16 protein-coding genes and 1 riboswitch are annotated in these 20528 nt (G+C 72.8%); of the genes, 11 read left to right on the forward strand and 5 right to left on the reverse strand.

Translation table 11 applies throughout. The features are described 5' to 3' along the window. Positions 1-15 precede the first annotated feature (15 nt). A complete protein-coding gene (locus tag ABZ915_RS42235; protein ID WP_361814626.1) occupies positions 16-1614 on the reverse strand; it encodes an ABC-F family ATP-binding cassette domain-containing protein in 1599 nt (532 codons plus the stop codon). A 343-nt stretch (positions 1615-1957) separates the two neighbouring features. Between ABZ915_RS42235 and ABZ915_RS42240 the strand changes: the two genes are divergently transcribed. Beyond that, positions 1958-2371 carry a VOC family protein gene (locus ABZ915_RS42240; protein WP_361814629.1) on the forward strand — a complete coding sequence of 138 codons (414 nt, stop codon included), beginning with the start codon at positions 1958-1960 and terminating at the stop codon, positions 2369-2371. A gap of 5 nt (positions 2372-2376) precedes the next feature. Here the strand turns inward: ABZ915_RS42240 and ABZ915_RS42245 are convergent, their stop codons facing one another. The 3 genes from ABZ915_RS42245 to ABZ915_RS42255 form a co-directional block, all read right to left on the reverse strand. Further along, on the reverse strand, positions 2377-3732 hold the full coding sequence (locus ABZ915_RS42245) for a hypothetical protein (protein WP_361814746.1): 1356 nt from the start codon (positions 3730-3732) through the stop codon (positions 2377-2379). Between the two features lie 244 nt (positions 3733-3976). Continuing rightward, positions 3977-5104 carry an alpha/beta fold hydrolase gene (locus tag ABZ915_RS42250; protein WP_361814632.1) on the reverse strand — a complete coding sequence of 376 codons (1128 nt, stop codon included), beginning with the start codon at positions 5102-5104 and terminating at the stop codon, positions 3977-3979. 118 nt (positions 5105-5222) lie between these two features. After that, the gene (locus ABZ915_RS42255; RefSeq protein WP_361814635.1) at positions 5223-5897 is read right to left on the reverse strand and encodes a class II aldolase/adducin family protein; all 675 of its coding nucleotides are present in this window, start codon (positions 5895-5897) and stop codon (positions 5223-5225) included. A gap of 196 nt (positions 5898-6093) precedes the next feature. Here ABZ915_RS42255 and ABZ915_RS42260 point away from each other — a divergent pair, with 196 nt between their 5' ends. The 10 genes from ABZ915_RS42260 to cobI all read left to right on the forward strand — a co-directional run bounded on the left by ABZ915_RS42260 (position 6094) and on the right by cobI (position 19775). Beyond that, positions 6094-6825, forward strand: coding sequence for a lysozyme (locus tag ABZ915_RS42260; RefSeq protein WP_361814638.1), 732 nt, complete (start codon positions 6094-6096; stop codon positions 6823-6825). 148 nt (positions 6826-6973) lie between these two features. Next, complete coding sequence (locus ABZ915_RS42265) at positions 6974-8221, forward strand: inorganic phosphate transporter (protein WP_361814641.1); 1248 nt, start codon at positions 6974-6976, stop codon at positions 8219-8221. A gap of 36 nt (positions 8222-8257) precedes the next feature. Further along, positions 8258-8485 carry a hypothetical protein gene (locus ABZ915_RS42270; RefSeq protein WP_361814644.1) on the forward strand — a complete coding sequence of 76 codons (228 nt, stop codon included), beginning with the start codon at positions 8258-8260 and terminating at the stop codon, positions 8483-8485. Between the two features lie 147 nt (positions 8486-8632). Next, positions 8633-8773, forward strand: a riboswitch (cobalamin riboswitch). 100 nt (positions 8774-8873) lie between these two features. Then, positions 8874-9815 carry a cobalamin biosynthesis protein gene (locus ABZ915_RS42275; RefSeq protein ID WP_361814646.1) on the forward strand — a complete coding sequence of 314 codons (942 nt, stop codon included), beginning with the start codon at positions 8874-8876 and terminating at the stop codon, positions 9813-9815. After that, positions 9812-11320 (forward strand): cobyric acid synthase, encoded by a 1509-nt coding sequence (locus tag ABZ915_RS42280; RefSeq protein WP_361814649.1) that lies wholly within the window; start codon positions 9812-9814, stop codon positions 11318-11320. The genes ABZ915_RS42275 and ABZ915_RS42280 overlap by 4 nt, the downstream gene beginning before the upstream one ends. Then, positions 11317-14985, forward strand: coding sequence for a cobaltochelatase subunit CobN (gene cobN / locus ABZ915_RS42285; RefSeq protein WP_361814652.1), 3669 nt, complete (start codon positions 11317-11319; stop codon positions 14983-14985). Before ABZ915_RS42280 ends, cobN begins: the two co-directional genes overlap by 4 nt. Further along, positions 14982-16985, forward strand: a complete 2004-nt coding sequence (locus tag ABZ915_RS42290; protein WP_361814655.1) for a putative cobaltochelatase — start codon at positions 14982-14984, stop codon at positions 16983-16985. The genes cobN and ABZ915_RS42290 overlap by 4 nt, the downstream gene beginning before the upstream one ends. Continuing rightward, on the forward strand, positions 16985-17584 hold the full coding sequence (gene cobO / locus ABZ915_RS42295) for a cob(I)yrinic acid a,c-diamide adenosyltransferase (protein WP_361814658.1): 600 nt from the start codon (positions 16985-16987) through the stop codon (positions 17582-17584). Before ABZ915_RS42290 ends, cobO begins: the two co-directional genes overlap by 1 nt. Then, positions 17584-19047 carry a cobyrinate a,c-diamide synthase gene (locus ABZ915_RS42300; RefSeq protein WP_361814661.1) on the forward strand — a complete coding sequence of 488 codons (1464 nt, stop codon included), beginning with the start codon at positions 17584-17586 and terminating at the stop codon, positions 19045-19047. Before cobO ends, ABZ915_RS42300 begins: the two co-directional genes overlap by 1 nt. Further along, positions 19044-19775 (forward strand): precorrin-2 C(20)-methyltransferase, encoded by a 732-nt coding sequence (gene cobI, locus ABZ915_RS42305; protein ID WP_361814664.1) that lies wholly within the window; start codon positions 19044-19046, stop codon positions 19773-19775. Before ABZ915_RS42300 ends, cobI begins: the two co-directional genes overlap by 4 nt. A gap of 14 nt (positions 19776-19789) precedes the next feature. On the opposite strand, the gene ABZ915_RS42310 is transcribed toward cobI, so the two are convergent. Next, a complete protein-coding gene (locus ABZ915_RS42310) occupies positions 19790-20521 on the reverse strand; it encodes a ZIP family metal transporter (protein ID WP_361814667.1) in 732 nt (243 codons plus the stop codon). Positions 20522-20528: the final 7 nt, after the last annotated feature.

Genomic DNA, 20528 nt, shown 5'->3' on the forward strand with positions numbered 1-20528 from the left:
GGATCATTCATTCGATCAAGCAAGGGCGACGAGATCCGCGTAGTCGGAGCCCCACAGGTCCTCGACGCCGTCCGGCAGCAGAATGATCCGCTCCGGCTGGAGCGCCTCGACGGCGCCCTCGTCGTGGGTGACGAGGACCACGGCGCCCTTGTAGGTGCGCAGCGCGCCGAGGATCTCCTCGCGGCTGGCCGGGTCGAGGTTGTTGGTGGGCTCGTCCAGGAGCAGCACGTTCGCCGAGGACACCACCAGGGTCGCCAGGGCGAGACGGGTCTTCTCACCGCCGGAGAGGACGCCGGCCGGCTTGTCGACGTCGTCACCGGAGAAGAGGAACGAGCCCAGCACCTTGCGGACCTCGACGAGGTCCATGTCCGGGGCGGCCGAGCGCATGTTCTCCAGGACGGTGCGGTCGGCGTCCAGGGTCTCGTGCTCCTGGGCGTAGTAGCCGAGCTTGAGGCCGTGGCCGGGGACGACCGCGCCGGTGTCCGGCTGCTCGGCGCCCCCGAGAAGGCGCAGCAGGGTGGTCTTGCCGGCGCCGTTGAGGCCGAGGATGACGACCCGGGAGCCCTTGTCGATGGCCAGGTCGACGTCGGTGAAGATCTCCAGCGAGCCGTACGACTTCGACAGGCCCTCGGCCATCAGCGGGGTCTTGCCGCAGGGCGCGGGCTCCGGGAAGCGGAGCTTGGCGACCTTGTCGGACTGCCGGACCGCGTCCAGACCGGAGAGCAGCTTGTCCGCGCGGCGGGCCATGTTCTGCGCGGCGACGGTCTTGGTGGCCTTGGCGCGCATCTTGTCGGCCTGCGAGTGCAGTGCGGCGGCCTTCTTCTCGGCGTTGGCGCGTTCGCGCTTGCGGCGCTTCTCGTCGGCCTCGCGCTGCTGCTGGTAGAGCTTCCAGCCCATGTTGTAGATGTCGATCGTGGAGCGGTTCGCATCCAGGTAGAAGACCTTGTTGACGACCGTCTCGACCAGGTCGGCGTCGTGGGAGATCACGAGGAAGCCGCCGCGGTAGGTCTTCAGGTAGTCCCGCAGCCAGACGATCGAGTCGGCGTCGAGGTGGTTGGTCGGCTCGTCGAGCAGCAGCGTGTCGGCGTCGGAGAACAGGATCCGGGCCAGCTCGATACGCCGGCGCTGACCGCCGGAGAGGGTGTGCAGCGGCTGGCCGAGCACACGGTCGGGCAGGTTGAGCGCGGCGGCGATGGTGGCGGCCTCGGCCTCGGCGGCGTATCCGCCCTTGGTGAGGAACTCCGTCTCCTGGCGCTCGTACTGCTTGAGGGCCTTCTCCCGGGTGGAGCCCTGGCCGGTGGCGATGCGCTGCTCGTTGTCGCGCATCTTGCGCAGCAGTACGTCGAGGCCGCGCGCGGAGAGGATGCGGTCGCGGGCGAGGACGTCGAGGTCGCCGGTGCGGGGGTCCTGGGGCAGGTAGCCGACCTCACCGGAGCGGGCGATGTTGCCGGCGGCCGGCATGCCCTCTCCGGCGAGGCACTTGGTGAGAGTGGTCTTCCCGGCGCCGTTGCGGCCGACCAGGCCGATGCGGTCGCCCTTGGCGACGCGGAAGTTGGCGTTCTCGAGGAGGATGCGGGCACCGGCGCGCAGCTCGATACCGGAGGCGGAGATCACGGACAGACTCCAGAGCGGAGGTAGTGGCGGGTGGGCGGCTGAGGACGTTCCCGCCGTCTAATGCGCGAGGAGAATGGCCATGGGCCAAGTCTAACGGGGCGGGGCAAGCGCTTTTTCTGCGTGCGGGTGTTCGAACCCCCGGCCCGGGGCGATACGGCCCAGGTCGCCGACGGGGACGTGATGTGCAGCACGTCGGGGGCGGAACGCGCATCCCCGCGCGCGGGCAGGAGCCGACGCGGGCCGCCACCGGCCGTGCGTGCCGTGGGCGTGGGGTGTTGTCGGTGATGGGTGTCACACTGGCGGCAAGGCGGGTAGGACGGAGCGGGGGAAGGGAGTGATGGGCATGGCCGGTACGGGTGGTGGGCGGCCGAGCGTCTATCCGACGCTGCTGTACGCGGACGCGAAGGCGGCGGTCAAGCAGCTCACGGAGGCCTTCGGCTTCACCGAACTGTCGCTGTACGAGGGTGAGGACGGCACGGTCCTGCACGCCGAGCTGGTGCAGGGCAACGGCGGGGTGATGCTCGGCTCCAAGGGCCGGGACGGCGTCTTCGCGGAGGCGATGGGGGAGGCGGGCCCGACGGGGGTGTACGTCGTGGTGGACGACGTCGACGCCCACCACCAGCGCGCCGTCGACCATGACGCGGAGATCCTGATGCCCCCGACCGACCAGCCGTACGGCTCGCGGGACTACATGGCCCGGGACGTCGAGGGCAACGTCTGGAGTTTCGGGACGTACGCCCCCGAGATCGGGGCCTGACGGCCCTATCCCCCGGTGTGCACCTGGAAGGCGGCCCGGCGCACCGCTTTGGCGAGGGCCGGGTCCGGGTGGGCGGCGGCGAGGGCGACCAGGACCTGCACGGTGCGCGGATGACCAACCGCGCGGACCTCGTCGAGCAGCTGGGGGACGGTGGCCTGGACCGCGGACTCCAGGTGGCGTACGAGCATCGGCGCCTCGCCGTGGTCGGCGACGGCGGCGGCGGTGTCCACCCACAGCCAGGTGGCCTCCTGCCGGGTGAGGACCTCGTGGGCGTCCTCCGGGTCGGCCCCGTCGTGCTCGGCGAGCCACAGCAGGGCGTACGGCCTGAGTGTCGACTCCTCGACGACACCGTGCACATCCGCCTCGGCGGGCGCGCCGACGACGCGCAGCGCCTCGAAGGCGAGGCCGCGCAGCAGGGCGTCCTCGCCGCGGGCGGCGTCGATGAGCTGGGTGACGGCGCTGCCGACGGGCCGGGCGGCGAGCCAGGCGCGGTATTCGGCGCGGGCCGCGTTGGGGCGCAGCTGGGCGCAGCCGCGCAGCATGTCCTCGGCGCCCTGCTCGATGTTCCCGGCGGGGCTCTGCGCGGCCACGCAGATCTGCTCCAGCTTGACCCACACCGCCCAGCTGCCCAGCGGGGTGAGCGTGGCCTGGCCGTCGCCGTCGGTGAGGGCGCCGACGGAGGCGAGGGCGTGCAGGGCCCAGTCGAGCAGCGGCGCGAGGTCGGGAACGGGCTCCGCCTGCGGGGTGCCGAGGGCGGGGGCGGCGGGAGCGGCGCCGGCGACGAGCTCGGGGTCGGGCGCGTAGGAGATCTCGCAGCGCTCGGTGCGCAGTTCGGTGACGCGCTGCTGGAGCAGGTCGAGGAGTTGCTCGACCGGGACGGGCCCGGCGGACAGTTGCAGGAAGGAGAGCACCTGGGGCATGGCCGAGACGACCTCGGCGACGGCGGCGGGCTCGTGGTCCGCGGGCTCGGGGTGGGCGAGCGACCAGGCGTCGAAGAGGGCGACCCAGCCGCGCAGCACGGCGCTGTCGTCCCGGTCCCAGGCGCGCAGCCGCCAGCCGGGGCGCGCGCTGTCGCCGTGGACCTCGACGAGCCCGGCGAGGCGGGCGGTGTCCCAGTCGGCGCGGACCTGAGCCGCGGTCAGGCCCAGATCGGCGGCGGCGCGTTCGGCGGTCGACTCCGAGAGGGTGGCCTTGCCGTCGTCGGTCGCGCCGTCGCTGCCGGGGCCGAGTGCGGCGTCGGCCCAGTGGGCGACGCGGGCCGCGTCGGCCAGGCGGGATCGCGCCATTCTGGCCAGCTCGGCGGGGGCCGGAGTGCCCTCCGGCGGGCGGGGTGCGGGGCGGCGCGAGCGCCGCTGGTTCATCGCTCGGGGGGCGGCGGCCAGGGGTCGCGGTCGGACGAGTCGAAGCCTGGAGTCGCGCGGGATACGGGACGTCACGGGTGCAGTCTTCCGGTTGACGGTCCGAAAACCCAAACGGAATGTCACGGCGGGCGACAGGGTGGGCCAACGGACATGTTCCTGAGGAGGCCGGGGAGGGGTGTTCAGGCCAGTGGTACGGCCTTGAACGGAACCGCTGGAACCAGGGCATCCGACCCCTGCCGGGCGCTCACATCAGTGGCGTCAGGAACCGCCGTACGGTCTCCTCGTACTCCTTCGGGTCGGCGTTCCACATCGCCCCGTGCGGGGCGTTCCGCACGGTGTGCAGGGCGACCCGGTCGCCGCGCCCGGCCGCGAGGCGGCGGGAGTACTCCCAGGGGGCCACCACGTCGTCCGGTCCGTGGATCAGCAGCGTGGGCACGCTCAGCCGCGCCGGGTCGGCGGTCTCCGCGGGGCGGTCGGCGCGCAGGCCCGCGCGGCCCTGCGCGGCTCGCACGGCGAGCGGCAGCAGGAAGTCGGGCGCGCCCCGGGCCGCGGCGAGGGCGCGCAGCGTGGCCTCCCAGTTGAGCACCGGCGAGTCCAGGACGAGCCCGGAGACATGGTCGCGCAGGGTGGAGCGGGCGGCGGCGCGCAGGGCCATGGCGGCGCCGGTGGACCAGCCGTAGAGGACGACGCGCCGGGCGCCGTAGCGGACGGCGTAGCGGATCGCCGCGTCGAGGTCGCGCCACTCGGTCTCGCCGAGGTGGTTCAGGCCGTCCGGGGGGCGGGGCGCGCCGAGGTCGCCGCGGTAGGCGAGGGCGAGCACGGAGAACCGCAGTTCGTGCAGGAACCCCATGACGTTCATGGAGTGTTCGCGGGTGGTGCCGAGGCCGTGCACCGCGATCACCCAGGTGTCCCGGGCGCCGGGCACGAACCAGGCGGGCAGGGCGCCGAGTTCGCCGGGCACGTCGATGTCGGCGTGGTCGAGGCCGAGGGCGGCGCCCGGGTTGCCGACGTACAGGTTGGGGGTGAGCCAGACCTGGTCGCCGGGGTCGAGCGTGCCGTGGGTGACGCGCTCCAGGCGGCGTACGATGGTGTCGGCGGAGGGCGCGGCGGCCTCGAGGACGGGGCCGACGACGGCGTGCGAGCCGTCGCCGGCCAGGCCGTAGGTGCCGGGACGCAGGGAGGCCAGGGCGCGGGTGAGGGCGAGCCGGCCCTCGGCCATGGCGTGCACGGTGAGCCGGGGCTCGGTGGGCAGCGGTCTGCCGGGGGCGGCCCTGAGCGCGGCGTCGCTGGCCATCCGGCCGGCGGCCACACCGGCCGCGCCGGCCGCCAGGACCGCGGTGACGGCCGAGGCCGCCGCTGTGACGGTGCGCACGGGTCCAGTGTCCCGGTGGGCCGACCGACCGGCCAGCGGGAGCGGGTGTCGGGGTGACATGTCCTTGCGGGTTCCAGCGGGAGGCCCTTTTCAATCCCCTTTCGATCCCCGGCCGCCCTCACCTCCGCCGGCCGTACCCCCGCAGCTTCTCCCCCACCTCGGCCAGCTGCTCCGGGGTCAGCAGGGACGGTGTCAGACCGGGCACCGAGGACGCCGTCAGCCACAGGCGGCACATCCATTCCAGCTGGGCGGTGCGGTCGTAGGCCTGGTCGAGGGTGGTGCCGTAGGTGATCGTGCCGTGGTTCTGGAGGAGGCAGCCGGAGCGGTCGGCGAGGGCGCGGAGCATGTTCTCGGCCAACTCCTCGGTGCCGTAGGTCGCGTAGGGGGCGACGCGGACGGGGCCGCCGAGCGCGCTGGTCATGTAGTGGACCGTCGGGAGTTCGGTGACGAGGGTCGAGACGGCCGTGGCGTGCACGGCGTGCGTATGGACGACGGCGCCGACGGCGGCGTCGGTGGTGCGGTACACGGCCAGGTGCATGGGCAGTTCGCTGGTCGGCACCAGGGTGCCGAGCACCTGCCGTCCGGTGAGGTCGACGCCGGTCACGTCGTGCCGCGTCAGCCGGTCGTACGGGATGCCCGACGGCGTGACCAGCACGGTGTCGCCGACGCGCACCGACACGTTGCCGGAGGTGCCGACGACGAGTCCGTCGGCCACGGTCCGGCGGGCCGTCGCGACCAGCGCCTCCCAGGCCCGTGACTCCTGCTCACGCACGCCCCTGCTCTCTTCAGCCATGGCCGTGATCCTGCCAGGGGGCGGCTGACGCGGTGTCACGGCGGCGCAGTCTAGGCCGGAATCGAGCCCTCCGAAAGGGTGCATAGCACCATAAATACCCCTCTATCCATGCTTGGCCGGAGATCATCGTTCATCACATGATCTTCCAATACTCTCTGCACGTTTTGTCGTGCACGTCGCCATTCCGGGGGGAATCATGGATCTGTCCCGTCTCCGCGCCCGCCTGCTCGTGACGACCACGGCGGCGCTCGCCGTCGGGGCGGCGGCCCTCGTCGGCACCCGGGCCACGGCGGCGGGCCTGCCCAGGGGCCACGACGTCTCGTCCCACCAGAAGAACATCGACTGGGCGGAAGCGAAGGCCAAGGGCGCCCGGTTCGTCTACATCAAGGCCACCGAGTCCACCGACTACCGCAACCCCTATTTCAGCCGGCAGTACAGCGGCTCGCGCGAGGCCGGCCTGATCCGGGGGGCGTACCACTTCGCACTGCCGGACGAGTCGCCGGGTGCCGCCCAGGCCGCGTACTTCGTGCACCACGGCGGCTCCTGGACCGCCGACGGCTGGACCCTGCCGCCCGCACTGGACATCGAGTACGACCCGTACGACAACGGGCACAAGTGCTACGGCCTGAGCAAGGCGAGGATGGTCGACTGGATCCAGGACTTCAGCGACGAGATGAAACGGGAGACCGGCCGCCGCCCGGTGATCTACACCACCACCCACTGGTGGAACGACTGCACCGGCCGCAGCCGCGCCTTCGCCGACCACGCCCTGTGGCTCGCCCGCCATTCCGGGGACCCGGGCGCCCTGCCGGCCGGGTGGTCCTCCTGGACCTTCTGGCAGTACGACAACAGCGGCAGCCTGCCGGGCGACCAGAACCTCTTCAACGGCTCGCCGGCGGGGCTGAAGTCGTTCGCCACGGACGACTGAGGGTGACCGAGGACGACTGAGGACGACTGAGGACGACTGAGGACGGCCAGGGATTCCGACATCACGATGCCTGTCTCAGTTCACCTTCCGTTCACTCAGGTTGCCTACGGTCAACCAGCCAATGACGCTCGAAAGAATGCCTGGGTAAATGGAAAGCTTCTCGCTGATCCTCGCGATTGTGGTCGTAACCGCACTCGCGTTCGATTTCACGAACGGTTTCCACGACACCGCCAACGCGATGGCCACCACCATCTCGACCGGCGCGCTCAAGCCCAAGGTCGCGGTGGCCATGTCCGCCGTGCTCAACCTTGTGGGTGCCTTCCTGTCCGTGGAGGTCGCCAACACGATCTCCAAGGGTCTCGTCGACGAGAACGGCATACGTCCCGAGGTCATATTCGCCGCCCTGGTCGGCGCGATCCTCTGGAACCTGCTGACCTGGCTGGTGGGGCTGCCCTCCAGTTCCTCGCACGCCCTCATGGGCGGCCTGATCGGCGCCACCGTCGCCTCCGCGGGCTTCGGTGCCGTCCACGGTGACGTGCTCGTCACCAAGGTGCTGCTCCCGGCGGTCGCCGCACCGGTCGTCGCCGGCATCGCGGCGATGCTCGCCACCCGGTTCTCCTACGGCATCGGCAAGGACGCCGAGGGCGAGGCCACCCGCAGGGGCTACCGCGCCGGCCAGATCGCCTCGGCCGGTCTGGTCTCCCTCGCCCACGGCACCAACGACGCGCAGAAGACGATGGGCATCATCACCCTCGCGCTGATCGCCGGCGGTTCCATCGCCCCCGGCTCCAACCCTCCCACCTGGGTGATCCTCTCCGCGGGCATGGCCATCGCACTCGGCACCTACATCGGCGGCTGGCGCATCATCCGCACCATGGGCAAGGGCCTGACCGAACTGGAGCCGCGGCAGGGCTTCGCGGCCCAGACGAGCGCCGCGACCGCCATCCTCGCCTCCTCCCACCTCGGCTTCTCCCTCTCCACCACCCACGTCGTCTCCGGCTCCGTGATGGGCGCGGGTCTGGGGCGCAAGGGCGGCGTGGTCCGCTGGTCCACGGCGACCCGCATGTTCGTCGCCTGGGCGCTGACCCTCCCGGCCGCCGCGCTGGTCGGCGCGCTCGCCGAGACGGTCACGGACCTCGGCGACTGGGGCACCGCGCTGGTGGCGGTCTTCCTCGTGGCCTCCAGCGCCGCGATCTGGAAGCTCTCCCGCCGCGAGGTGGTCGACGCGACCAACGTCAACGAGACCGAGGAGCCGGCCGGCGTGGTCACCACCGCGATCGCCGTCGTCACCCCGCCCCCGGTGGGTGTGGTGGCCGAGGACCTGTCGGCCACGATCCCGTCCCCCGCGGCACCCGTCGCCGCCGACCCGGCGACCCCGCCGGCCGCCGCCGTCTGATCCCGGGCACCCGGGCACCAAGAAAGCAGCTCTGTTATGAAGATCGACTGGGCAGCCCTCGGCTCCGTCTTCGGCGTCAGTCTCGCGGTCACCGTCGGCCTGGTGGCCCTCTTCACCCTGGGCGTCCAGGGCCTGTCGCGACGCGAACGCGCCGTCGCGCAGGGCGACTCGGCGGCGCTGGCCGTCGCCGGCGCGTACGTGTGCTTCGCGGGATGCGCGGCAGCGGTGGCCTACGGGATCTACCTGATCATGAACAAGGCCTGACCGAGGCCTCACAGGCTCCTCCCCGACGACTTCGAAGATTTCGAAGGCTTCGGGGAGGAGCCTTTTCGTATGCCGCCCCGCCGTCGCCCGGACCTCGATGTGGGCCTCAGCACACTCTCCCGATGCAGGTCAACAGCAAGTTGACGGCCCTTCCGGGGCCGTGGTGGACTTCCGGGGCCATGTACGGCGGCAAGGGAGGAAGCCGGTGTGAATCCGGCGCGGTCCCGCCACTGTCACCGGGGTAGGTAGCCCCGGGAGCCAGGAACTCCCACCGCCGGTCTCGTCGAACCAGGGCGCGGACACCCTGAGTGAGGACATATCGCCATGCTCGCCTGCCGTTCGAGGTTCAGCACCAGGTCGCAGCCCGACCCCACGGCCGGCTGAGCCGATGCGTGCCGATCGCGTCTTCGCGTACGGCGCCGCCGCCGGCCTCCTCGGCGACCAGCTGCTCGGTGATCCGCGACGCGGGCATCCGGTGGCCACGTTCGGGCGGGCCGCCGGTGCCGTGGAGCGGGTGCTGTGGCGGGACCACCGGGGGTGGGGCGCGCTGCACACCGCGGTGTGCGTGGGCGGTGCCGTCGGGCTGGGAGCCGTCGCCGCCGCGGCCGTACGTCCCTCCCGTGCCGCCTCCGTCGCGCTGACCGCCGCCGCCACCTGGGCCGTCGTGGGCGGAACCTCCCTCGCGCGCGAGGCCCGTGGCATCGGGCGTGCCCTTCAGGCCGGGGACGTCGAGGCTGCCCGGGCGCGGCTGCCGCACCTGTGCGGCAGGGACCCGCAGACGCTCGACGCCGACGGGATCGCCCGTGCCGTCGTGGAGTCCGTCGCCGAGAACACCTCCGACGCGGTGGTGGGCGCCCTGGTGTGGGGAGCCGTGGGCGGGGTTCCCGGGCTGCTGGGCTTCCGGGCCGTCAACACCCTCGACGCCATGGTCGGGCACAAGTCGCCCAGGTACCGGCGGTACGGGTGGGCCTCGGCCCGGCTCGACGACCTCGCGGGCTGGCCGGGGGCACGGCTGACCGCCGTACTGGCCGCCGCGGCCGGGGACGACCCCCGCGGTGCCGTACGGGCCTGGCGCGCCGACGCGGACAGGCATCCGAGCCCCAACGCCGGTCCCGTGGAGGCGTCGTTCGCGGGCGCGCTCGGCGTGCGGCTGGGCGGGACGCTGTCGTACGGCGGGCGGGTGGAACACCGACCGGTGCTGAACCAGGAGGGACGAGCCGTCGCCGTACCCGACATCGAACGCGCCGTACGGCTCTCGAAGCGCGTCGGCCTGCTCGCGCTCGGCGTCGGCGTCGCCGCGCGCATCGTCGTGAAGGGACGTGGGAAATGAGCGGGGGTCTCCTCGTCGCCGGCACCACCTCCGACGCGGGCAAGAGCGTCGTCACGGCCGGCATCTGCCGCTGGCTGGTGCGGCAGGGGGTCAAGGTCGCGCCCTTCAAGGCGCAGAACATGTCCCTCAACTCGTTCGTGACGCGCCAGGGCGCGGAGATCGGGCGGGCGCAGGCCATGCAGGCGCAGGCGTGCCGCGTCGAGCCGACCGCGCTGATGAATCCCGTGCTGCTCAAGCCCGGCGGGGAACAGAGCAGTCAAGTGGTGCTGCTGGGCAAGCCCGTGGGCGAGCTGAGCGCGCGCGGGTACCACGGCGGGCGGCAACAGCGATTGCTGGGGACCGTGCTGGAGTGCCTGGAGGAGTTGCGGGGCACGTATGACGCGGTGATCTGTGAGGGGGCCGGCTCGCCCGCCGAGATCAATCTGCGGCGGACCGACATCGTGAACATGGGGATCGCGAGGAACGCGCGGCTGCCCGTGCTCGTCGTCGGCGACATCGACCGCGGGGGCGTCTTCGCCTCCTTCTTCGGGACCGTCGCCCTGCTCTCCCCCGAGGACCAGGAACTCGTCGCCGGGTTCCTCGTCAACAAGTTCCGCGGCGACGTCTCCCTGCTGGAACCCGGCCTCGACATGCTGCACGGCCTCACCGGGCGGCGGACGTACGGCGTGCTGCCCTTCCGGCACGGGCTCGGCATCGACGAGGAGGACGGGCTGCGGGTCTCGCTGCGCGGAACGGTCCGCGAGTCGAACACCGCCCCGCCCGTCGGCGAGGACGTGCTGCGGGTCGCCGTGTGCGCGATCCCGCTGATGTCCAACTTCACGGACGTGGACGCGCTGGCGGCCGAACCGGGCGTCGTCGTGCGGTTCGTGGACCGGCCCGAGGAACTGGCCGACGCCGACCTCGTGGTGATCCCGGGGACCCGGGGGACGGTCCGGGCACTTCAGTGGCTGCGGGAGCGGGGGCTGGCCGAGGCCCTCGTCCGCAGGGCCGCCGACCGGCGGCCCGTGCTCGGCATCTGCGGCGGGTTCCAGATCCTCGGCGAGCACATCGAGGACGAGGTCGAGAGCCGGCGCGGCCACGTACCAGGCCTCGGAGTCCTCCCCGTGCGGGTGCGGTTCGCCCGCGAGAAGACCCTCACCCGGCCGGTGGGCGAGGCCCTCGGCGAGCGGGTCGAGGGGTACGAGATCCATCACGGGGTCGCCGACGTGACAGGAGGGGTTCCCTTCCTGGACGGCTGCCGGGTCGGCCAGACCTGGGGCACGCACTGGCACGGCTCACTGGAGTCGGACGGCTTCCGGCGGGCCTTCCTGCGCGAGGTGGCCGCCGCCGCGGGCCGCCGCTTCGTGCCCGCCGACGACACCTCCTTCGCCGCGCTGCGCGAGGAGCAGCTCGACCGGCTCGGCGACCTGATCGAACAGCACGCGGACACGGACGCGCTCTGGCGGCTCATCGAGTCGGGCGCGCCGCAAGGACTGCCCTTCATTCCACCGGGAGCACCCGCATGAGCACAGTGTTGTTGTTGTCGACCGCCGACACCGATCTGCTGGCGGCGCGGGCCTCCGGCGGGTCCTACCGGATCGGCAACCCGACCCGGGTGGACGTGGCGGCCGAGCTGCCGTCGCTCCTCGCGGGCGCCGACATCGCCGTCGTACGGCTGCTCGGCGGCAAGCGCGCCTGGGAGGACGGGCTCGCCGCCCTGAAGGCCTCGGGCGTGCCGACCGTGCTGCTCGGCGGCGAGGCCGTGCCCGACGCCGAGTTGATGGCCGAGTCGTCCGTGCCCGCCGGTGTCGTGGCCGAGGCGCTCAAGTACCTCGTGGAGGGCGGCCCGGAGAACCTGACCGAGCTCGCCCGGTTCCTGTCCGACACCGTGCTGCTGACCGGTGAGGGGTTCGTCGAGCCACGGCAGATGCCGGAGTACGGCGTGCACGGCTCGCATACGTTCCAGGACGGCCGCCCGACCGTCGGCGTGCTCTTCTACCGCGCCCACGAACTGAGCGGCAACACCGCCTTCGTGGACACCCTGTGCGACGCGATCGAGGCGCGGGGCGCCAACGCGCTGCCCGTCTACTGCGGTTCGCTGCGCGGTGCCGACGCCGGGCTGTACGAGATCCTCGGCCGGGCGGACGCCCTGGTGGCCACCGTGCTCGCCGCGGGCGGCACGCACGCCTCGCAGGCGTCGGCCGGCGGCGACGAGGAGTCCTGGGACATCGGGGCGCTCGCCGACCTGAACATCCCCGTGCTCCAGGGCCTGTGCCTCACCTCGTCGCACGCCGCCTGGGCCGAGTCCGACGCCGCCCTCTCCCCCATGGACGCGGCGATGCAGGTCGCGATCCCGGAGTTCGACGGTCGGATCGTCACCGTGCCGTTCTCCTTCAAGGAGCAGGGCCCCGACGATGTACCGGTGTACGTGGCCGACCCCGAGCGGGCCGGGCGCGTCGCCGGGATCGCCGTACGCCACGCCCAGTTGAGGCACAAGGCCAACGCGGAGAAGAGGATCGCGCTGGTCTTCACCGCCTACCCGACCAAGCACTCCCGGGTCGGCAACGCGGTGGGACTGGACACCCCGGCCTCTGCGGTACGGGTGATGGACTCCCTCAGGGACGCCGGGTACGGGCTCAGCGCATACCCCGACAACGGTGACGAGCTGATCCACCGCCTCATCGAGGCCGGCGGGCACGACGTCGAGTGGCTCACGGAGGAGCAGCTGGCCGCCGCGCCCGCGCGCGTGCCGCTGGCCGACTACCGGGCGTGGTTCGACAAGCTCGACCCGGAGCTGCGGGACGCCATGCTGGAGGCGTGGGGCGAGCCGCCGGGCTCCCTCTACGTCGACGGCGACGACATCGTCCTCGCCTCCCTCCGGTTCGGGAACGTCGTCGTGATGATCCAGCCGCCGCGCGGCTTCGGCGAGAACCCGATCGCGATCTACCACGACCCCGACATGCCGCCGTCGCACCACTACATGGCGGCCTACCGGTGGCTGGAAGCCGCGACATCGGAGGGGGGCTTCGGCGCCGACGCGATCGTGCACATGGGCAAGCACGGCACGATGGAATGGCTGCCCGGCAAGGGCCTCGGGCTGTCGCGCGGCTGCGCCCCGGACGCCGTCCTCGGCGACCTCCCGCTGATCTACCCGTTCATCGTCAACGACCCCGGCGAGGGCACCCAGGCCAAGCGGCGCGGGCACGCCACGGTCGTCGACCACCTGGTGCCGCCGATGGCCCGCGCCGACACCTACGGCGACCTGGCCAAGCTGGAGCAGCTGCTCGACGAGTACGCGCTGGTCTCCGACCTGGACCCGGCGAAGGCACCGGCGGTGCGGGCGCAGATCTGGACCCTGGTCAAGGCGGCCGAGCTGCACCACGACCTGCACGTGGCCGAGCAGCCGGACGACGCCGAGTTCGACGAGTTCGTCATGCACATCGACGGCTACCTCTGCGAGATCAAGGACGTGCAGATCCGCGACGGTCTGCACATCCTGGGCGGCGGCCCGGTCGGCGAACCGCGCGTGAACCTCGTGCTCGCCGTGTTGCGGGCCTCGCAGGTGTGGGGCGGGCAGGCGAACGCGCTGCCCGGGCTGAGGGCTTCGCTGGCGGCTCACTTCGGGCTGGTGGAGAAGGAACTGCTGGCCGAGCCGGGCGCCCCGGTGAAGGTGCCGGTGGAGCTGACGGACCTGGTGGAGGGTCCGGCGCGGACGGCCGCCGACACGATCGACCTGCTGGAGCAGCTGTGCCGGCGGGTCGCCGAGGGCATGGAAGCCCGGGCGTGGGACGTGACGGCCGCCGCCGGTCTGGCGGGTGACGTGCTCGGCGCGGAACTCCCTGACGCGGTCGCCGTGTTGGAGTTCGCCTGCACGGAGGTCGTACCGCGGCTCGCGAGGACCACCGACGAGATCGGCCACATCCTCCGTGCGCTGGACGGCGGTTACGTCCCGGCGGGCCCGTCCGGCTCGCCGACCCGCGGCCTGGTGAACGTCCTGCCGACCGGCCGTAACTTCTACTCCGTCGACCCCAAGGCCATCCCCTCCAGGCTGAGCTGGGAGGTCGGCCAGTCGCTGGCGGACTCGCTGGTCGCGCGCTATCTCCAGGACACGGGCGAGTACCCGAAGTCCGTCGGCCTGACGGTCTGGGGCACGTCCGCCATGCGCACCCAGGGCGACGACATCGCCGAGATCCTCTCGCTGCTGGGCTGCCGGCCCGTCTGGGACGACGCCTCGCGCCGTGTGACGGGCTTCGAGGTCGTCCCCCTGACGGAGCTGGGCCGGCCGCGCATCGATGTCACCGTGCGCATCTCCGGCTTCTTCCGGGACGCGTTCCCGCACGTCGTCGGCCTGATCGACGACGCGGTGCGGGCGGTGGCCGAGCTGGCTGAGCCCGCCGAGAGCAACTTCGTCCGCGCCCACGCCGACGAGGACACCGCCCGGCACGGCGACCGGCGGCGCGCGACCGCCCGTGTCTTCGGCTCCAAGCCGGGGGCCTACGGCGCGGGTCTGCTGCCGCTGATCGACGCGCGGAACTGGCGCTCCGACGCCGACCTCGCCGAGGTGTACGCGGTGTGGGGCGGCTACGCGTACGGGCGCGGGCTCGACGGGCGGGCGGCCCGCGGGGACATGGAGACGGCGTTCAAGCGGATCGCCGTCGCCGCGAAGAACGTCGACACCCGCGAGCACGACCTCGTCGACGCCGACGACTACTTCCAGTACCACGGCGGCATGGTCGCCATGGTGCGGCACCTGACAGGGGCCTCCCCCGAGGCGTACGTCGGCGACTCGGCCGTGCCCGACCAGGTGAAGACCCGCACGCTCGGCGAGGAGACCCACCGCGTCTTCCGCGCCCGCGTGGTCAACCCGCGCTGGATGGCGGCCATGCGCCGGCACGGCTACAAGGGCGCCTTCGAGATGGCGGCGACCGTCGACTACCTCTTCGGCTACGACGCCACCGCCGGCGTGGTCGACGACTGGATGTACGAGAAGCTCAGCGCGGAGTACGTCTTCGACGCCGAGAACCGGGACTTCATGAAGAAGTCCAACCCGTGGGCACTGCGCGGGATCACCGAGCGGCTCCTGGAGGCCGCCGACCGGGGGCTGTGGGCCGAGCCGGACGCGGACACCCTCGAACGGCTGCGCGCCACCTACCTGGAGCTGGAAGGCGACTTGGAGGGCGACGAGAAGTGAGTACCCCGTTTCCGTTCACGGCCGTCGTCGGCCAGGACGACCTGCGGCTCGCGCTGCTGCTGAACGCCGTGTCCTCGGCGGTCGGCGGTGTGCTCGTGCGCGGTGAGAAGGGCACGGCCAAGTCGACCGCGGTGCGCGCGCTCTCGGCGCTGATGCCTCAGGTCGACGTCGTCTCCGGGTGCCGTTTCTCCTGTGACCCCGGCTCCCCCGACCCCGCCTGCCCGGACGGGCCGCACGAGCCGGGGGCGTTCGAGTCCCGGCCGGCGCGGATGGTCGAGCTGCCGGTCGGTGCCTCCGAGGACCGGCTGGTCGGGGCGCTCGACATCGAGCGGGCGCTGGCGGAGGGCGTGAAGGCCTTCGAGCCGGGGCTCCTCGCCGACGCGCACCGCGGGATCCTCTACGTCGACGAGGTCAACCTCCTCCACGACCACCTGGTCGACCTGCTGCTCGACGCGGCGGCGATGGGCGCGTCGTACGTCGAACGCGAGGGTGTCTCCGTACGGCACGCCGCGAAGTTCCTGCTGGTCGGCACCATGAACCCCGAAGAGGGCGAGCTGCGGCCTCAGTTGCTGGACCGGTTCGGGCTGACCGTGGAGGTCGCGGCCTCGCGGGAACCCGAGCAGCGGGTGGAGGTCGTACGGCGACGGCTGGCGTACGACGACGATCCCGCCGGCTTCGCCGCCCGCTGGGCGGACGAGGAGGCCGCCGTCCGGGCGCGGATCGTCGCGGCGCGGGAGCTGTTGCCGTCGGTGCGGCTGGGCGACGGAGCGCTCAGGCAGATCGCGGCGACCTGCGCGGCCTTCGAGGTGGACGGCATGCGGGCCGACATCGTGATGGCGCGGACCGCCACCGCGCTGGCCGCCTGGGCCGGGCGGACCGACGTGCTCGCGGAGGACGTGCGGCAGGCGGCGCTGCTGGCGCTGCCGCACCGCCGGCGCCGCAATCCCTTCGACGCGCCCGGCCTCGACGAGGACAAGCTGGACCAGACGCTGGAGGAGTTCTCCGGCGAGGACGACGTGGACGACGAGGACCCGGACCCCGACGGCCCCGGTGGCGGTGGCGGCGGGCAGCCCCCGCAGGGCGACGGCGACCCGCAGGGCGGGGACACCGGCGCGCGCCCCGAGGCCGGTGAGGGCGGGGAGTCGCAGCCGTCCGGCGCCGGAGCGGGCGAACAGGCCCCGGCGCGGGCCTCCGAGCCCTTCCGCGCCAAGGTCCTCAGCGTCCCCGGCATCGGCGAGGGTGCCGCCGGGCGGCGCTCGCGGGCGCGGACCGAGCACGGGCGGACCACCGGGGCCCGGCGCCCACGGGGCACGCTGACCAAGCTGCACCTCGCCGCGACCGTGCAGGCCGCCGCCCCGCACCAGCGGGCCCGGGGGCGGTCGGGGCCGGGTCTCGTCGTGCGGCGGGACGATCTGCGGCAGGCGACACGCGAAGGGCGTGAGGGCAACCTCGTGCTGTTCGTCGTCGACGCCTCCGGGTCGATGGCGGCCCGGCAGCGGATGAGTGCCGTGAAGGGCGCCGTGCTGTCGCTGCTGCTCGACGCCTACCAGCGGCGGGACAAGGTGGGGCTCGTGACGTTCCGGGGGGCGGCCGCCGAGGTGGCGTTGCCGCCCACGTCGTCCGTGGACGCGGCGGCGGCCCGGCTGGAGTCGCTGCCCACCGGCGGGCGGACTCCGCTCGCCGCCGGGCTGCTGAAGGCACACGACGTGCTGCGCGTGGAGCGGCTGCGGGATCCGGCGCGGCGTGCGCTGGTCGTGGTCGTGACGGACGGGCGGGCCACCGGTGGCCCGGAGCCGGTCGCGCTCGCCGGGCGTGCGGCCCGGCTGTTCGCGGCCGAGGGGACCGCCTCCGTGGTCGTCGACTGCGAGTCGGGGCCCGTGCGGCTGGGGCTCGCCGGGCAGCTCGCGGGTGAGCTCGGCGGTACGGCGGTGACGCTGGACGAGCTGCGGGCGGACAGCATCGCCGGACTGGTGAAGGACGTACAGAGGAGGGCCGCGTAATGCCTCAGGGACAGCCGAGTGTGGTGCCGGACGACGGGCTGACCACGCGTCAGCGGCGCAACCGTCCGCTGGTGGTCGTGCACACGGGCATCGGGAAGGGCAAGTCGACCGCCGCCTTCGGGCTCGCCCTGCGCGCCTGGAACCAGGGGTGGCCCATCGGGGTGTTCCAGTTCGTCAAGTCGGCCAAGTGGAAGGTCGGCGAGGAGAACGCGCTGCGGGTGCTCGGGGCGTCCGGGGAGGGCGGGTCCGTCGACTGGCACAAGATGGGCGAGGGGTGGTCCTGGGTCCAGCGGGATGCCCAGATGGACAACGAGGAGAAGGCCCGCGAGGGCTGGGAGCAGGTCAAGCGTGACCTGGCCGCCGAGACCTACAAGCTCTACGTGCTGGACGAGTTCGCCTACCCGATGCACTGGGGATGGGTCGACACCGACGAGGTCGTGGAGGTGCTGCGCGACCGGCCCGGGACCCAGCATGTCGTGATCACCGGGCGGAACGCGCCCGAGAAGCTCGTGGAGTTCGCGGACCTCGTCACCGACATGTCCAAGGTCAAGCACCCCATGGACGCCGGGCAGAAGGGGCAGAGGGGCATCGAGTGGTGATGTCCTCGTCCGTGCCCCGGCTGGTCGTCGCCGCGCCGTCCTCCGGCAGCGGCAAGACCACCGTTGCCACGGGGTTGATGGCGGCGCTGACCGGGCGGGGGCTCGCCGTGTCCCCGCACAAGGTCGGGCCCGACTACATCGACCCCGGGTATCACGCGCTCGCCACCGGGCGGGTGGGACGCAACCTCGACGCCTACCTGTGCGGGCCCGAGCTGATCGGGCCGCTGTTCCTGCACGGGGCGCGCGGGTGCGACATCGCCGTCGTCGAGGGCGTGATGGGGCTGTACGACGGGGCCGCCGGGGAGGGTGAACTGGCGTCCACCGCCCATGTGGCGAAGCTGCTGCGGGCGCCGGTGGTGCTCGTCGTGGACGCGTCGTCGCAGTCGCGGTCGGTGGCGGCGCTGGTGCACGGGTTCGCGTCGTGGGATCCGGAGGTGCGGGTCGGGGGCGTGATCCTGAACAAGGTGGCGTCCGACCGGCATGAGGAGTTGTTGCGGGAGGCGCTGGACTCGGCCGGGGTGCCGGTGCTCGGGGTGCTTCGGCGGGTGGCTCAGGTCGACACGCCGTCGCGGCATCTGGGGCTGGTGCCGGTCGCCGAGCGGCGGGCTTCGGCGGTGGAGGCCGTCGCCGCGATGGCGGCGCAGGTCTCCGACGGGTGTGATCTGGAGGCGTTGGCCGGGCTGGCGCGCAGTGCGGGAGCATTGTCGTGTGCGGCCTGGGACGCGGCTGAGGCCTTGGCTCCCGCGGCGGAGCCGCTGATGGATACAGCGCCCCCGCCGCCCCTGCCCTTCCCGTCCTCCAGGGGCTCCGCCCCTTCGACCCCCGATCGGCCTGAACGGCCTCGTCCTCAAACGCCGGACGGGCTGGTGGTGGCTGTTGCCGGTGGGGAGGCGTTCACGTTCTCGTATGCCGAGCATGCCGAGCTGCTCACCGCTGCCGGGGCCGCCGTTGTGGCCTTCGATCCGCTTCGCGATGAGCGGCTGCCGGACGGTACCCGTGGGTTGGTCATCGGTGGGGGATTCCCGGAGGTGTACGCCACCGAGCTGTCCGCCAACGAACCCCTGCGCAAGGCCGTCGCCGAACTCGCACTGGGCGGGTCTCCGGTCGCCGCCGAGTGTGCCGGGCTGCTCTACCTGGGCCGGGAGCTCGACGGGCAGCCCATGTGCGGGGTGCTCGACGCCTCCGCCCGGATGAGCGAGCGGCTGACGCTCGGCTACCGGGACGCCGTCGCCGTGAGTGACAGTGTGCTCGCCGACGCGGGGACGCGGATGCGGGGGCACGAGTTCCACCGGACGGTCGTCGAGCCGGAGGCGGGGGCGGCGCCCGCCTGGGGTGTACGCGGCCCCCGGCGGCGCGTCGAAGGTTTTGTACAGCAGGGCGTGCACGCGAGTTACCTGCACACGCACTGGGCGTCCGAGCCCGGTGTGGCCCGTCGGTTCGTGGAGAGGTGCCGGACGTCATGAGCAGCAGGCTGGTCGGGGTCGGGGTGGGGCCCGGTGATCCGGAGCTGATGACCGTGAAGGGGGTCAACGCCCTTCGCGCCGCCGACGTCGTCGTCGTACCGGTGATGGACAGCGGCGAGCGCGGGCGGGCCGAGGCGACCGTGCTGCACTACGTGCCGGAGGAGAAGGTCGTACGGGTCGTGTTCGCGCTCAACGAGCGGACCGACCGGGCGCGGCGGGAGAGCGCCTGGGACGCGGCCGGGGATCGGGTCGCCGGGTTGCTCAGGGAGCGGGGGGCCGTGGCGTTCGCGACCATCGGGGACCCGAACGTGTATTCGACATTCACGTATCTGGCGCAGACGATCACGGAGCTGGTGCCGGGGACCGTCGTGGAGACCGTGCCCGGGATCACCGCCATGCAGGATCTCGCCGCACGCTCGGGTGCCGTGCTCACCGAGGGCACCGAGCCGCTGACGCTGGTGCCGGTCACCGCCGGCTCGGCCGTGCTCAAGGAGGCCCTCGCGGGTCCCGGGACGGTCGTGGCGTACAAGTTCGGGAGGCAGGCCGCGGAGGTGGCCGAGGCGCTGCGGGAGACCGGGCGGCTCGACGGCGCCGTGTGGGGGTCGGCGCTCGGTCTTGCGGAGGAGTCGATACGGCCGGCCGCCGAACTGGACGGCGGTCCGCTGCCGTACCTCTCCACGCTGATCGCGCCCGCGCGGCGCGACGGCGGGCGGGGCGGGAAGCTGTGAGAGCGCCGCACTCGTCAGCCGGAGAGGCCGACCACGAGCCAGATGAACGCCGCTCCGGCCACCGTGCACAGCAGGGTGGAACGGGCGGGGTGCTCGTGGTGGGCCTCGGGGAGGATCTCGGCGGCGGCGAGGTAGAGCAGCGCGCCGCCGAACAGGCCGAGATAGCCGCCGAGGAACGCCTCCGGGATGCTCAGGAACGCGGTCGAGGCGGCGCCCAGCACGGGCGCGCAGGCGTCGGCGACGAGCATCGCGACGGCCTTGCGGCGCGCGTTGCCGTACAGGCTCGTGATGGTGAAGGTGTTGAAGCCGTCCGCGAAGTCGTGGGCGATGACGGCGAGCGCGACCGCCGTGCCCATGCCGCCGCCGACCTGGAAGGCCGCGCCGATCGCGACGCCGTCCATGGTGCTGTGGCCGACCATCGCGGACGCGGCCGCCAGGCCCACCTCGGGCGCGCGGTGGTTGTGTCCCTCGGCGCCGCCGTGCGCGGCCTGCCGTGCGGCCAGGGTGCGTTCCACCAGGTGGGCCACGAGGAAGCCGGCCACGAACAGCAGCAGGGCCGCCGGTACGCCGAACACCTCGCGGCCGGCCGCGCGCAGCGCCTCCGGCAGCAGGTCGAGGCCGACCACGCCCAGCATCAGGCCGCCGGCCAGGCCCAGGACCAGGTGGCGGCGGTCGGTCACGCGTTGTGCCGTCCAGCCCCCGGCCAGCGTCATCAGGAACGCGCCCAGCGCGACGAAGACCGCCATGTGCTCT

The sequence above is a fragment of the Streptomyces sp. NPDC046915 genome (assembly GCF_040644935.1).
Taxonomy (GTDB): Bacteria; Actinomycetota; Actinomycetes; order Streptomycetales; family Streptomycetaceae; genus Streptomyces.

Bases quoted from the DNA above. Each gene is read 5' to 3' on its own strand.
- ABZ915_RS42240 (WP_361814629.1), top strand. From the start codon at position 1,958: ATGGCCGGTACGGGTGGTGGGCGGCCGAGCGTCTATCCGACGCTGCTG.
- ABZ915_RS42245 (WP_361814746.1), bottom strand. From the start codon at position 3,732: ATGAACCAGCGGCGCTCGCGCCGCCCCGCACCCCGCCCGCCGGAGGGC.
- ABZ915_RS42255 (WP_361814635.1), bottom strand. From the start codon at position 5,897: ATGGCTGAAGAGAGCAGGGGCGTGCGTGAGCAGGAGTCACGGGCCTGG.
- ABZ915_RS42260 (WP_361814638.1), top strand. From the start codon at position 6,094: ATGGATCTGTCCCGTCTCCGCGCCCGCCTGCTCGTGACGACCACGGCG.
- ABZ915_RS42265 (WP_361814641.1), top strand. From the start codon at position 6,974: ATGGAAAGCTTCTCGCTGATCCTCGCGATTGTGGTCGTAACCGCACTC.
- ABZ915_RS42270 (WP_361814644.1), top strand. From the start codon at position 8,258: ATGAAGATCGACTGGGCAGCCCTCGGCTCCGTCTTCGGCGTCAGTCTC.
- ABZ915_RS42275 (WP_361814646.1), top strand. From the start codon at position 8,874: ATGCGTGCCGATCGCGTCTTCGCGTACGGCGCCGCCGCCGGCCTCCTC.
- ABZ915_RS42280 (WP_361814649.1), top strand. From the start codon at position 9,812: ATGAGCGGGGGTCTCCTCGTCGCCGGCACCACCTCCGACGCGGGCAAG.
- cobN (WP_361814652.1), top strand. From the start codon at position 11,317: ATGAGCACAGTGTTGTTGTTGTCGACCGCCGACACCGATCTGCTGGCG.
- cobO (WP_361814658.1), top strand. From the start codon at position 16,985: ATGCCTCAGGGACAGCCGAGTGTGGTGCCGGACGACGGGCTGACCACG.
- ABZ915_RS42300 (WP_361814661.1), top strand. From the start codon at position 17,584: ATGTCCTCGTCCGTGCCCCGGCTGGTCGTCGCCGCGCCGTCCTCCGGC.
- cobI (WP_361814664.1), top strand. From the start codon at position 19,044: ATGAGCAGCAGGCTGGTCGGGGTCGGGGTGGGGCCCGGTGATCCGGAG.
- ABZ915_RS42310 (WP_361814667.1), bottom strand. From the start codon at position 20,521: ATGGCGGTCTTCGTCGCGCTGGGCGCGTTCCTGATGACGCTGGCCGGG.